Annotated in this window: 10 protein-coding genes; 3 read left to right on the forward strand and 7 right to left on the reverse strand. The window is 70.3% G+C overall.

Annotation, left to right across the window (positions count from 1 at the left end; genetic code table 11):
- Positions 1-57: 57 nt before the first annotated feature.
- A complete protein-coding gene (locus OG496_RS05955) occupies positions 58-1,272 on the forward strand; it encodes an MFS transporter (protein ID WP_405969884.1) in 1,215 nt (404 codons plus the stop codon).
- Here the strand turns inward: OG496_RS05955 and OG496_RS05960 are convergent.
- The 6 genes from OG496_RS05960 to OG496_RS05985 are packed head-to-tail and all read right to left on the reverse strand — an operon-like array spanning position 1,253 to position 7,789.
- A complete protein-coding gene (locus tag OG496_RS05960) occupies positions 1,253-1,969 on the reverse strand; it encodes a DUF3592 domain-containing protein (RefSeq protein WP_405969885.1) in 717 nt (238 codons plus the stop codon). The two genes, OG496_RS05955 and OG496_RS05960, sit on opposite strands and share 20 nt — an antisense overlap.
- Positions 1,970-2,024: 55 nt before the next feature.
- Positions 2,025-2,867 (reverse strand): carbohydrate ABC transporter permease, encoded by an 843-nt coding sequence (locus OG496_RS05965; RefSeq protein ID WP_405969886.1) that lies wholly within the window; start codon positions 2,865-2,867, stop codon positions 2,025-2,027.
- Positions 2,857-3,822: a carbohydrate ABC transporter permease gene (locus OG496_RS05970; RefSeq protein WP_405969887.1), complete on the reverse strand. Its 966-nt coding sequence runs from the start codon at positions 3,820-3,822 to the stop codon at positions 2,857-2,859. The genes OG496_RS05965 and OG496_RS05970 overlap by 11 nt, the downstream gene beginning before the upstream one ends.
- Positions 3,823-3,824: 2 nt before the next feature.
- Positions 3,825-5,096 carry an ABC transporter substrate-binding protein gene (locus OG496_RS05975; protein ID WP_405969888.1) on the reverse strand — a complete coding sequence of 424 codons (1,272 nt, stop codon included), beginning with the start codon at positions 5,094-5,096 and terminating at the stop codon, positions 3,825-3,827.
- A 48-nt stretch (positions 5,097-5,144) separates the two neighbouring features.
- Entirely contained in the window at positions 5,145-6,743 is a 1,599-nt protein-coding gene (locus OG496_RS05980; RefSeq protein ID WP_405969889.1) for an FAD-dependent oxidoreductase, read from the reverse strand.
- Positions 6,740-7,789, reverse strand: a complete 1,050-nt coding sequence (locus OG496_RS05985; protein WP_366492269.1) for a LacI family DNA-binding transcriptional regulator — start codon at positions 7,787-7,789, stop codon at positions 6,740-6,742. Before OG496_RS05985 ends, OG496_RS05980 begins: the two co-directional genes overlap by 4 nt.
- 176 nt (positions 7,790-7,965) lie before the next feature.
- On the opposite strand from OG496_RS05985, the gene OG496_RS05990 reads away from it, so the two are divergent.
- Both OG496_RS05990 and OG496_RS05995 read left to right on the forward strand, forming a co-directional pair.
- Positions 7,966-10,314 (forward strand): hypothetical protein, encoded by a 2,349-nt coding sequence (locus OG496_RS05990; protein WP_405969890.1) that lies wholly within the window; start codon positions 7,966-7,968, stop codon positions 10,312-10,314.
- A gap of 61 nt (positions 10,315-10,375) precedes the next feature.
- On the forward strand, positions 10,376-11,992 hold the full coding sequence (locus OG496_RS05995) for a glycoside hydrolase family 13 protein (RefSeq protein ID WP_405969891.1): 1,617 nt from the start codon (positions 10,376-10,378) through the stop codon (positions 11,990-11,992).
- A gap of 70 nt (positions 11,993-12,062) precedes the next feature.
- On the opposite strand, the gene OG496_RS06000 is transcribed toward OG496_RS05995, so the two are convergent.
- Positions 12,063-12,962 carry an SDR family oxidoreductase gene (locus OG496_RS06000; protein ID WP_405969892.1) on the reverse strand — a complete coding sequence of 300 codons (900 nt, stop codon included), beginning with the start codon at positions 12,960-12,962 and terminating at the stop codon, positions 12,063-12,065.
- Between the last annotated feature and the right edge of the window lie 80 nt (positions 12,963-13,042).

Here is a 13,042-nt window from a genome sequence, read left to right on the forward strand (position 1 = left end):
ACTCGCTCGTGGGGCTCGCTTGCCTTCACACTGATGTGAGGGTTCGACCATGGTCCCATGACCACCGCATCCCCGGCCAAGGGCAGCGCCCTGCCCTGGTCCGGGCTCCTCGCCCTGTCCACGGCCGCCTTCACCGCCGTCCTGACGGAACTCCTCCCCGCCGGTCTGCTGCCCCGGATGGCACCGGTCCTCGGCGTCTCCGAGGCGCGGGTCGGCTTCCTGGTCACCGGGTACGCGGTCGCCTCCTTCCTGGCCGCGATCCCGGTCACCGCGGCCCTGCGCGGACTGCCGCGCCGCCCGGTCCTGGTCGGTACGCTGCTCGGTTTCGCCTGCGCCAACGCCGTGGTCGCGCTGTCGTCGTCGTACACCGTCACCTTCGGCGCCCGGCTGCTGGCCGGGGTCATGGGCGGCACGATGTGGGCGATGCTCGCCGGGTACGCGGCCCGGATGGTGCCGGTCGAGCGGCGCGGCCGGGCCATCGCGATCGTGCTGGCCGGAATCACCCTCGCCCTGTCGCTGGGCGTGCCCGCCGGCACCGCGCTCGCCGGGGCGGTGGGCTGGCGCCCGGCGTTCGGGATGCTGGCCGGGCTCTCGGTACTGGTGGTGGTCTGGATACGGCTGCGGGTGCCCGGCTTTCCCGGTGAACTCCCGGGCGCACGCGTGCCGTTGAGGGGTGTCGCCGTCCTCCCGGGGATTCCGGCCGTCCTGTCGGTCACGCTGTTCCTGCTGCTGGGGCATCAGGTGATGTACACGTACATCGCCCCGTTCACGGCGCACACCGGCTACGGCCGTACGGACGTCGTCCTGCTGGTGTTCGGGGTCGCCACGGTCGTCGGGATCTGGGCCACCGGGGTGCTCGTGGACCGGTGGGCGCGGCCCACACTGGTGGGCGCGATGACACTGTTCGTGGCGGTCATGTGTGTGCTCGGCCTATGTGGCGACTCACCGGTCGTCCTGCTCGGTTCTGCCGCTGTGTGGGGAGTTGCCTTCGGCGGGGCGCCGACCCTGATCCAGACCGCGCTCGTCAACGCCTCAGGTCCCGAACACGCCGATGTGGCAACATCGTTGCAGACCACGGTGTACAACGCGGGGATCGCCGGGGGCTCGTTCACCGGTGGGCTCGCGCTGTCGGGGTTGGGCGCGGGGGCGTTGCCCTGGACGGCGTTGCCGTTGGTCACGGGCGCGCTCGCGGTGGTCGTACTGGGGCGCCGGTACGCGTTTCCGGCGGCACCTTTGGTGGCCGAGCGGCGCGTCAACTCACCTTGCGCGTAGGGGACGTTGCGCCGAAAGCGCCCCCGTGCACGTAGGCGGTGACGGCCGTACTCTCGTGGGTGGTGAAGGCGACGACCGGTGTGTGGCTGGTGGAGGTGTGGCCGTCCTCGTCGGTGCTGGTGTCCGTGAGCACGGCGATGACACGGCCCCGAACAGCGGGTCGGGAGCTCAGCGCGACGATACGGCCGCTCCACTCACGCACGTTCTCGGGCAGGTACCACGCGCCGAACACCGCCCAGAGCCCGCCGAAGCCGATCAGAGCCCACAGCCGGCCCCGGTCGATCGCGGCGAACACCACCACTCCGACGTAGATCAGGAAGCCCGCGGAGTTCGGCCACCCGAGTCCGCGTCGGCCTACCGAGAGGTCGCCGACGAATTCATGGGCGTGCGGGCTCCCGCGTGGACAGCGGACGCCGACCTCCCGGCCCGTCCAGGCAGCCGTGATCCTCTCGCCGTGGTCACGGTCGTTCGTCACGGTGAACTCCCGCCCTGTGGACGGGTCCTGGAAGGAGACGACCACGGATATCCCGCCGCGCCGCGAGCTTCCGTACCGGGGCTCCCGGACCTGCTCGATCCACCCCATGACCCGGATCGCCCGCTGCACCCGGGTCGTCCCGGCCAGCGACCGGGCGTACCCGACGAGGGCGACGGTGCCGAACACCCCGCACCACAGCGCCAGATATCCGTGCACGCCCATGGGTCTTCCTTTCTCCTCCTGAGCGAGCCGAGCTCAAGACACCTGAACTGCGGGCTCACTTGAGGCCCGAGTGGGCCAGGCCCTCGACGAACTGGCGCTGGGCGACGACGAAGACGATCAGGACCGGCAGGACGGTCATGGTGGCGGCCGCCAGTTGGGTGTTCCACATGTCGGCCCCGTAGGAGTCGGTGAACCGGGTGAGCGCCTGCGGCAGCGTGAACAGGTCCGGCGAGGTGAGGTAGACGGTGGGTTCCAGGTAGAGGTTCCACGAGGTGAGGAACGTCAGGATCGCGACCGCGGACAGCGCCGGCTTGGCCAGCGGCAGGAAGATCCGCCACCACAGCGCGGGGCGGCCGAGGCCGTCCAGCCGGCCCGCCTCCTCCAGCTCGGCCGGAAGCGCGATGAAGAACTGCCGCATGATGAAGGTGGCCAGGACACAGGGCCCGGCGAGTGCGGTGACCAGGATCAGCGGCCAGTGGGTGTTGATCATCCCGGCCCGCTTGAACATCTGGAACAGGGGCACGATCGTCACCTCGCTGGGCACCAACAGGCCGACCAGCACCACCAGGAAGAGGGCGTTCGCGCCGGGGAAGCGGATCCGCGCGAAGGCGTACCCGGCGAGGCTGGAGACCAGCAGGGTGATCACGGTGACCAGGACGGCGATGTACACGCTGTTCGCGTACTGCCGGGCGAAGGGCTGGAAGCTGAACGCCTCGCGGTACGCCGACAGCGTGGGGTCCGAAGTCCACAGCGACGGCGGGGACTTGAAGATCTCGGGCAGCGGCTTCAGCGAAGCGGCCACCATCCAGACCGTCGGCACCACGAAGGGGATCGCCAGCACGCCGAGCGCCGTCACCAGGAACACGCGCCGCAGGAGAGAGGTCGACCTACTGCTCATGGAACACCCACTTCCGTCGCAGCTGCCACTGCAGAAGGGTCAGCAGCATGACGAAGGACAGCAGCATCAGGGCCAGCGTCGAGCCGTAGCCGATGTGGTTGAACTCGAAGGCCTGCTGGAAGACGTAGTACACGAGCACCGTGGTGCTCAACTCCGGGCCGCCACCGGTCAGTACGGCGATCTGCGCGAAGGACTGCAACGCCCCGACGATGGTGATGATCGAGGTCAGCAGCACCGTGGGTGAGATGAGCGGCAGGGTGATCCGGGTGAACATCACCCTGCTTCCCGCGCCGTCGATCCGGGCGGCTTCGTACAGGTGTGACGGCACGCCCTGCAACGCGGCAAGGAACAGCACCATGTTGACGCCGACGCTGCGGATCACCTGCGTGAAGATCACCGACACCATCGCGGTGTCGCCGTGCTGGAGCCAGTTCGGTCCCGTGATGCCGACCGTGCCGAGAAGGCCGTTGACACCGCCGTTGTCCTGGAGCAGAAAGCCCCAGACGAGGGTCCACGCCACCACGGAGACGACGACCGGGGAGAAGAACAGGGTGCGGAAGAACGTCGCTCCGCGGAACCGCCGGTTCAGGAGTACGGCGAGCAGCAGGCCCAGGCCGATGTTCAGGATCACGACCCCGACGCAGAAGACGGCGGTGGCCCACAGCACCGAGGGCAGTTGCGGATCGTCGGCCAGGGCTGCGTAGTTGTCGGTTCCGACGAAGGTCTGCTCGCCGGTGAAGACGTTCCAGTCGCTGAGGCTGTACCAGATCGCCAGTCCGACCGGGATCAGCACGAACAGTACGACCCCGGCGAGCTGCGGAGCGATGAACAGATAGCCGGCGAGCACGTCCCTGCGCCGGCTCGTCCAGAACGGTGGGGCGGCGGCGCTCCGGGCTCCTGTCGGTGCCCGGGAGGCGTCCGGTGTCGTCGTCGGGGTCTTCGTGAGGGCGGCCATGGCTACTTGGCCAGGATCGGTTCGATCGCGGAGCAGACCGACTTCAGTACGGCGGGGATGTCGGCGTCGGCCTTCCACATGGCGTCCAGTGCGGTCTTGCCCTTCTGGGCGATCTCGGCCGGGCTGGTGTGGTTGGGCAGGGTGACGGCGTTCGGCAGCTGGTCGACCACGGCCTCCTGGAGTTGCGCGGCGGTCAGCACCTTGCTGTCGGCGGCGAGCTTCGCGCCGGTGAGCAGCGATTTCCGGGGCGGCGGGAAGAACTGGGCCAGCTTCGCCGAGTTCGCCGGGTTCGTCATGTAGGCGAGGAAGTCGGTGGCCTGTGTCCTGTGCTTGCTTGCCGTCAGGACGCCCACGCCTGCCTGGCCGATGACGGAGTACTTGCCGGCCGGGCCCGCCGGCAGGGGGTACAGCGCGTACTTGAACTTGTCGGTGAGCAGCGAGGCACGGGAGACCTGGGCCACGGTGAAGGCGGCGTCACCGGCGAAGAAGTCGGCCGTCGTACCGGGGCCGGGCATGGCCTTGGTCTTGAACGCGGCGTCGTGCAGGAAGGTGAAGGCCTGCTGCATCTCGGGGCTGGTGAAGGTGCACTTCTTGCCGTCCGGGCTCCATGCGGCGGCGCCGAAGCCGGTCCATACGGTGGCCAGCGTGTTCCACGCCTTGTAGTCGAAGTCCCGGACGACGAAGCCGGCCTTGCCGGTGGTCGAGTGGACGGCCGCGCCGGCGGTGGCGACCTGGTCCCAGGTCAGGGTCTTCGGGTCGATCTTCTGCTTGGCCTTCGCCAGCAGGTCGGTGTTGACGTACAGCGCGAACGGCGAGGTCGAGAACGGGTAGGCGTACAGCGTGCCGTCCCGGCTGAACTCCTTGGTCACGCTGGGCTCCAGGTCGCCGTACTGCCAGCCGTCGGTCGCCTTCAGCTTGTCCGTCAGGCCGACCAGCGCGTCGGAGGCGATCAGGTCCTTCGACAGGTCGCCCATCCAGGCCAGGTCGGGTGCGTTGCCGCCGGCGATCTGGGTGGTCAGGGTGGTGTTGTAGTCGTCGAAGGGCAGGCTCTCGAACGTGATCGACGAGATCTCGGGGTGCTCGGCGCGGTAGGCGGCGGCGATCGTGTCGAACAGCTTGAGCTGGTCCTGGTTCGAGGTCCAGACGGCCATGCGCAGCTTGACGTTCCTGGCGTCCGTCGCCCCGGACCCGTCGTCGGACGCGCCGCACGCGGCGGTCAGCGCCAGTGCCGTCGTCAGCGCGACCGCGCCGAACAGCTTTCTTGCTCTGTTCATAGGAGTGGTTCCCTCTGTGCTCTCGGCGCGCGCTGCGCCTCGGGTTGGCTAGTAGCCGGCGATGTCCGGCCAGTGGAGTTCGACCCCGGCCTCGGTCAACCTGCCCTGGAGCCGGCCGACGAGGTCCTCGTCGGCCGCGATCTGCTGGGGGCTCAGGCCGATTTCGAGGCAGTACGCGACGAGTTCGCCTGCCGATTCACCGACGTTCCACTCGACCGGATGCAGCCGGTAGGCACCGTTGGTGATGTGGGTGGTGCCGATGTTCTTGGCGGCCGGCACCAGGTTCCGGGTGGCCACCGGGATCAGCGCGCCGAGGGGTATCTCGAACGGCGCGCACTCGACGTCGATGTAGTTGTCGCCGCCGGTGGAGGGGTGCAGATCGATCCGGTACATCCCGACCCCGACCGAGCCGTCGAACCGGGCCGGTCCCGCGTCGCCGCGGGCTTTGACGGAGATGTCCTGCTCGCGCACCGTGATGAGGGCCTTGATCCGCCGGGATTCGCGGATGTACGGCGCCTGCGCGAACCCGTCGGCGGTACCGACCAGGTCACCGCGCAGTCGTAGTCCTGGCCAGCCGCGGCCGCCGTCGGGGCGGGGCGCTTCGGTCTGGAGCCAGTACACGTAGGCACGGGACTGGGCCTTCGCGGCGTCCAGGTGGTGCTGCCGGTCGCCGGTGTCGATGATCGAGCCGTTGACGTAGTCGAGCTGGGGCCAGTTGGCCAGCACGATGTCGCTGTCGTAGAAGCCGTCGGCGAAGTTCTGCCGGGCGGCGATCCGCCGGAACTGCCACAGGTCCCGGTCGCCGGCGTCGAATCGGGGGTCGCCGGTGGCGTCGTCGGCCGGGTTGACGTTCATGGTTCGCTCCTCCGGCACGAGGGTCCGCGGGTTCGGCGCGACGAAGGACAGCATCGGCGCGCCCCAGTACGGCAGTTCGAAGGAGCGCCAGAAGTCGTAGTCGTCCGGCCGGGCGATGGTGTGGTCGCCGGCCACGTGGTCGAAGACGAAGCACCAGGCGACCGACTGCACGTTGCCCGGATCGGCGGCCTCGGGGGCGCTCGGTTCACCGGTGTCGGACCGCGCCTCGGCCCCGACGACGTACTCGGTTCCGGTCAGGGGTAGCAGGTCGCCGGTCTCGGTCCCGTCGAGGACGTACTCGGCGGTGATCACGGTCTCGGCTCCGGTGCGCGGATCGGCGACGGTGACGGTGCGGACCGTCGCGTCGCTCACCTCGGCCGCGACGGGCACCGCGGGTTGCAGGACGGTGAGCCGACCGGTCGAGCGGTACGGCGCGAGCAGGGCGGTGATCACCGCGTTCGCGACCCTCGGTTCGTGGCACAGTCTGCTCACCCGGCCGCGGCCCGGGTTGAGTTCCCGGTCGGCGCGAGCGGCCGCCGTCAGCGGGTAGTGGTCGCGGTAGTAGCGGCGGATGTCCTCCCGCACCGCGCGGTAGCGCGCGGTGACGCCGAACTGCTCCACCCAGATGTGCTCGTCGGGGGGCACGGCCTGCGAGGTCAGCTGCCCGCCGAGCCAGGCGTACTCCTCGGTCATCACCACACGGCGACCGCGTTGCAGCAGCGCCAGCGCCGCGGCGACGGAGCCGAGTCCACCGCCGATGATCGCCACCTCGGCCGTGATCCGGTCGGTCATGACGACGTGTCCGTCCGCGCGACGATGGTGTCCCCGGGCTCGACCTCGGCGACCAGCAGCCGCTCCGTGTCCAGGCCGGCCCACTCCTGCGGGTCCGTGGTGATCAGGAGTTGCAGGAGGTCGAGTGCCTCGGCCGCCAACTGCTGCCTGGGGACGTGGAATCCGGCCAGTACCCGGCCGTCCACACGATGGCCTCGCACCTCGCCGAGCGCGGCGAGCGAGATCTCGTCCGGTACGGCGACTTCGGCGCCGGAGAGCGCGTGCGCGACGTCCTCGGCGAGGAACGCGTCCTCCGCGATGATCAAGGTGGCGCCGGTCGCCCGGGCCAGCCGGGGCAGGTCGGCGATCCGCTCCTCACCGACCAGCAGGAAGGCCAGCCGGCCGTCCGCCGAGGCGGCTTCGACGGCGCCGCGCCGGTCCCGCGCGGTCGGCGTGTCGCGGCCGCGGTGGACGTACAGCGCCTGCTGGTGGCCGTCGGCCGCGGCCTGGTCGATCAGTGCGGTGGTCGGGGTGACGTAGTCGATGGCCACGTACGGCACCGCGGCGGCGGTCTCGTCCCGGCGGCCGATCGCGACGAACGGGAACTGCTCGGCGACCAGCCGCTCCAGCTCGGACGCGACCATCTGCTGGCCGAGCAGGACACAGCCGTCGGTCAGCCGGAGCCGCGTCTTGCGGTGGAAGAGGCTCCGCGTGCCGTTCTCGACCGGTGAGGAGGTGAAGAACAGCAGGTCCCAGCCGATGTGTTCGGCGGCCCGCTCGATCCCGTTCAGCAGCGGACCGTAGAAGTCCATGCTCTCGGGGGACAACGCGGCCTCGTAGGTGAAGACGCCGATGATCTGGTTGTCCAGACCGGCGAGCCTGCGGGCCGCGGGGTCGGCGACGTAGGTGAGTTGTTCGATGGCCGCCTTGACCCGCGCTCTGGTGGCTTCGGGGACCCGCACGTTCGAGCCGTCGCGGTCGTTCAGGACCACCGACACGGTGGTCTGGCTGACGCCCGCCAGCTCGGCGATCTCGCGTTGGGTGACGCGGCGAGGTCTCGGCGACATCGATCCTCCATCTTGATAATGCCTATCTTCACTTGCTGATGATGACCGTAACCCAAGGGTGTCCGCCTGGGCAAGGACCCGTTGACATCAACGTATCGGCCTGGAAACGTGGCGTTCACGGACTTGAAGATAGGCATTATCAGTGCGCGGCGCCGAGCGCCGGACAGGAGCAGACGATGACCTCCGAGGCCTTCTCCGGACCCACCCTCAACCGCCGGGGCTTCCTCGGCGCGGCCCTCGCGGCCGGTGTCGTACTCGTCGCCGAGTCGACCCCGATCGCGGCGTACGCGGCGGCCGGCGATGTCACCCTGGCCGCCGGTGGCATCAGCCTGCTGGCCAGTCCGGGCGGCCGGCTCGCCATCCGTGACGCGGGCGGTGTCATGCGGTCGGCCGGGTCGAAGTTCCAGGTCAAGGACAGTGCCACCGGCATCCACCTGTCCACCGGCGGCACCCCGGCCCTGAGCGCGCTCCCGGACGGGACACCGGCGATCCGCATGGACTACACGTTCGACGCCGCCGCGGGCCCGACCGCCGTCACCGGCTGGTTCAGCGTCGGCACCTCCCGCGCCGTGCTGGAGTGGCACATCACCGGGGCGGCCACACTGGTCCCGGACGGCTTCCTGTTCAGCCGGGCGATCCAGGCGCCGACCGCGCCCGACGACTACATCGCGATCACCGAATGGGTCCGCGACACGGGCGGAGGCATCCCGTACGAGGACACCCTCGGCGTCGCACACACCTCCACCTGGGGAACCGCGCTGCACGGCCTGTTCCTGTTGGACCGCTCCCGGCAGGCCTGGACGAACGCGACCTGGGTGCACGCGCCGGGCATCGCCGACCCGGCCGGCGGCTGGACCAGCCGGGCCGACTTCTTCTTCTCCGAGACCCGTCCGTCGGCCACCGCCACCATCGGCCGGGGCCGCGAGCTCGGCCTCGAACTCACCACGAACCGCGACTTCAACCTGTACGAGTCGGCCGGTGACCAGATGGAGCTGACCGCCCTGGTGGCCAACGGCGGCGCGGCGCGATCAGTCGACCTGGACCTGTGGGTGCGCGGCTTCGACGGCACGCTGCTGGCCTCCACGACCGCGACCGGCGGCGTCGCCGCGGCCGGCACCTGGCAGCACACCTTCACCCTGACCGCGCCCGCCGGCGGAATCGCCCTGGCCGAAGTGGTGGTCAGATCGGGCGACGACGAGGCCTTCGCCCGGACAAATCTCGCGGTCCTGCCGTCGTACGACTACCAGGCCGGCGCGGACAGCATGTTCGGCATCGCCAACTACCCGTGGCTGCAACGGCCCAGCGCCGACGCCCTGTTGGACCTGTGGCAGAAGGCCGGCATCGGTCTGGTCCGGATCGCCTACGACGGTGGCCCCGGGCTGCCGCCCGCCTCCTTCGACGCGCGCGGCATGCGGCACAACATCGAACTCCAGCCGTCACTTGATGCCACCGACACCGAGGCGGCGACCTGGGCCGCGGACAAACTGGCGGTGGCAGTCGATGCGGGCGCCGGTTACTTCGAGGTCGGCAACGAGCTGAACAGACCGTTCAACACCGGCGACGCCGCGCAGGCGTACCTGAACAAGGCGCTGCGGCCGGTGTTCGACCGGCGGGCGGTCACGGGCGGCACCGTCAAGCTGATGAACAACGGGCTGGCCGGCATGGACAAGCCGTGGGTGCAGAACTTCGTCGCGGCGGGCGGCTGGGACCTGATCGACGCCTTCGCCTACCACCCGGGGCGCGGCAACTTCACCCCGGACTACATACCGCCGGGCGACGTCTGGAACACCGGCGGCGACGGCACCTACTGGAACTTCTACGGTGGCCTACGGCAGTTGAAGGCGCTGATGGCCGAGCACGGCGAGAAGGAGATCTGGCTGACCGAGGCCTACGCCCCGACCAAGCCCAACAGCTGGTGGCACGACACCTACCGGCACGCCGCGGAGAACGTGCTGCTCACCCTCGTACTGGCCAAGGCCGAGGGGGTCCGGTGCGTGTGCTGGTACCAGTTCCACGACAGTGTGCTCGGCATGCCGCAGGTCGCCGACCCGGACAACGTCGAGTACCACTACGGCCTGATGAACCGCGATCTCAGCCCGAAGCCGTCGCTCCTGGCGTACGCGACAGCGGCCCGAGCGCTCGACCAGGCCACCTTCCGGGGCGAGTTGACCTTCGCCGACCCGCAGACGTTCGGCCTGTGGTTTGACACCCCCGACGGTCCCGCGGTCGTGCTGTGGAACCGGGCCGACGGCTATCTGCTGAACACCGCGGGCCAGCGCACCGACTGGCACTTCCCCGCCCCCGAGGTGTGGGTCGACCCCTGGCCGACCAAGACCACGGTCGTGGTCGCCGCCACGACCGCCGTACGACAGGTCGACGCGGTCGGGCAGGTCCGCCAACTCCCAGTCGCGGGCGGCAAGGTGACGCTGACGCTCGACGGTGCGCCACGGATCCACTACGGCCTCGTGCCGCGCACGGACAGCCAGGGCCTGCACACCCTGGCGTGCGCGCCGGCCCGGAACTGAGGCGGGCGAAGTGCCCCCGCACGAAAGCGCACAAGGACAACCGGACCGAGGAGCAACGCCCATGTCCCCCACCACCGCCCCCTGGTGGCGCAACGCCGTCATCTACCAGGTCTACATCCGCAGCTTCGCCGACGGCAACGGCGACGGCGTCGGCGACATCGCCGGCATCCGCTCCCGGCTGCCGTACCTCAAGTCCCTCGGTGTGGACGCCCTTTGGATCAACCCGTGGTTCAAGTCCCCGATGGCCGACCACGGTTACGACGTGGCCGACTACCGGGAGATCGACCCGCTGTTCGGCACGGTCGCCGAGGCCGAGCAGCTCATCGAGGAAGCACACGAGCACGGGATCCGCATCGTCCCGGACATCGTGCCGAACCATTCCTCCGACCAACACGCCTGGTTCCGGGCCGCGTTGGCGGCGGGCCCGGGCAGCCCCGAACGCGAGCGCTTCATCTTCCGCCCCGGTCGCGGCCCAGACGGCGCCCTGCCGCCCAACGACTGGGACTCCCGCTTCGGCGGACCGGCCTGGACCCGGGTCGCCGACGGCGAGTGGTATCTGCACCTCTTCACGCCTCAGCAGCCGGACGTCAACTGGCAACACCCGGACGTGCACGCGGAGTTCGAGTCCGTCCTGCGGTTCTGGTTCGAGCGCGGTGTGGACGGCTTCCGTATCGACGTGGCGCACGGCCTCGTCAAGGATCCCGAACTGCCGGACCTGGCAGGCCTCGACGGCGGCGTGCACCCCTTCTGGGACCGCGACGAGGTCCACGACATCTACCGCGCCTGGCGCAAGGTGGCCGACGAGTACCCCGGCGACCGCGCCTTCGTCGCCGAGGCGTGGACGGACACCCCCGAGCGGCTCGCCGCCTACCTCCGCCCGGACGGCCTGCACACCGCCTTCAACTTCGACTACCTCATGGCCAGTTGGGACGCGAAGGAGCTGCGCGCCGTCATCGACGGCACCCTCGCGATGCTCGGCACGGTCGGCGCCCCGGCCACCTGGGTCATGTCCAACCACGACGTCATGCGCCACGCCAGCCGCTTCGGCCGAAACGCCGCCAGGAAGTGGGTGGCCAACGAGTCCTACGTCCCCGCCGGCCCCGCCGACCTCGAACTGGGCACCCGGCGTGCCCGCGCCGCCGCCCTGCTCACGCTGGCCCTTCCCGGCGGCACGTACATCTACCAGGGCGAGGAACTCGGCCTGCCCGAGATCGAGGACCTGCCCGAGGAAATCCTCCAGGATCCCGTCTGGGAGCGTTCCGGACACACCGACCGGGGCCGCGACGGCTGCCGCGTCCCGATCCCCTGGTCCGGGCGGACCGCGCCGTACGGCTTCAGCCCCGCGGACGCCACCGCCGCGCCCTGGTTGCCCCAGCCCGCCGACTGGGCGCCGTACACGGTGGAGGCCCAGACCGGCGACGGGACCTCGATGCTGGAGCTCTACCGCGCCGCCCTCCTGCTGCGCCGCGAGCACCCGGCCCTCGGTGACGGCGGCCTGACCTGGCTCGACGCCCCCGTCGGCGTCCTCGCCCTCCGCCGCGAACCCGGATTCGTCTGCGTGGTCAACCTCTCGACCGAGCCGTACGAGTTGCCGGGGCACGCCTCGGTCCTGCTGACCAGCGGCCCCGTCGAGCACAACCGCCTGGCCCCGGACCAGGCAGCGTGGCTCGCGGTGTAGCGAGCCGCACCCACGAATCCCCAGGGCCTGTCCGGTCCCACTCCCCGCCGACCGGACAGGCCCTGGCCTCCTACGCCTCCCCGAAGTAGTGCCCCGTCTCAAGGTCGGCGATCAACCCCACCTCCACCGGCTCCCACCCCGTCTGCTTCCGCGTCAGCGTGCTCGACGCCGGGCAGTCCAGGGAGGCGACGAGGCCGAGGAAGCCGAAGTGGTCGACCGCCTGCTCGGGCGGCACGCTTCCGGTCGGGACGCCGAGACGGCGGGCGATGACCTCGGCGAGCTCGCGGAGCGGCAACGCCTCGTCGCCGACCGCGTGGTACTGCGCGCCCGCCGGGGCCGACTCCAGGGCCCACTTGTACAGCCGGGCCGCGTCGAGCCGGTGCACGGCGGGCCAGCGGGCAGCGCCCTCGCCGACGTACGCCGACAGGCCCTTCTCCCGTGCTACGGCGATGAGTTGGGGGACGAAGCCCTGGTCACCGGTGCCGTGCACGGACCGGGGCAGCCGGATGACCGACGACCGGACCCCGCGCTCCGCCAGCGCGACCGCCGCGATCTCGGAGGGCTGCCGGATCGCCGCGAACGACCCGGGGTCGACGTGGTCCTCCTCCGTCGCCACCCTGCCGTCGGGGAGCCCGGGTGTGCCCGAGGTGACCACGAACGGCTTGTCCGTGCCCGCGAGTTGCTCACCGATCGTCTCGATGGCGCGCAGGTCGGTGGCGCAGTTGGCGGCGAAGTCCGTGAAGTCGTGGATGAACGCCAGATGGCAGACCCCGTCCGCCGCCGCGGCCCCGGCGCGCAGACTGTCGAGGTCGTCGAGCGAGCCCCGGTGCACGGCGACCCCGGCTGCCGTCAGCGCCTCGGCGGACGCGTCCGACCGAGCCAGTCCGGTGACCGTGTGCCCGGCGTCGAGCAGTTCACGGACCACGGCGGAGCCGATGAACCCGGTGGCGCCGGTGACGAAAACACGCATGGTGCGTTCCTTCGATGAGGTGGGGTGAGCCTGCACTGCGATGTATCGCGCTGTGCTGTGCTTCCATCGTGGGCGGGGTA

The organism is Streptomyces sp. NBC_00988 (genome assembly GCF_045162645.1).
In the GTDB taxonomy this organism is placed as follows: domain Bacteria; phylum Actinomycetota; class Actinomycetes; order Streptomycetales; family Streptomycetaceae; genus Streptomyces.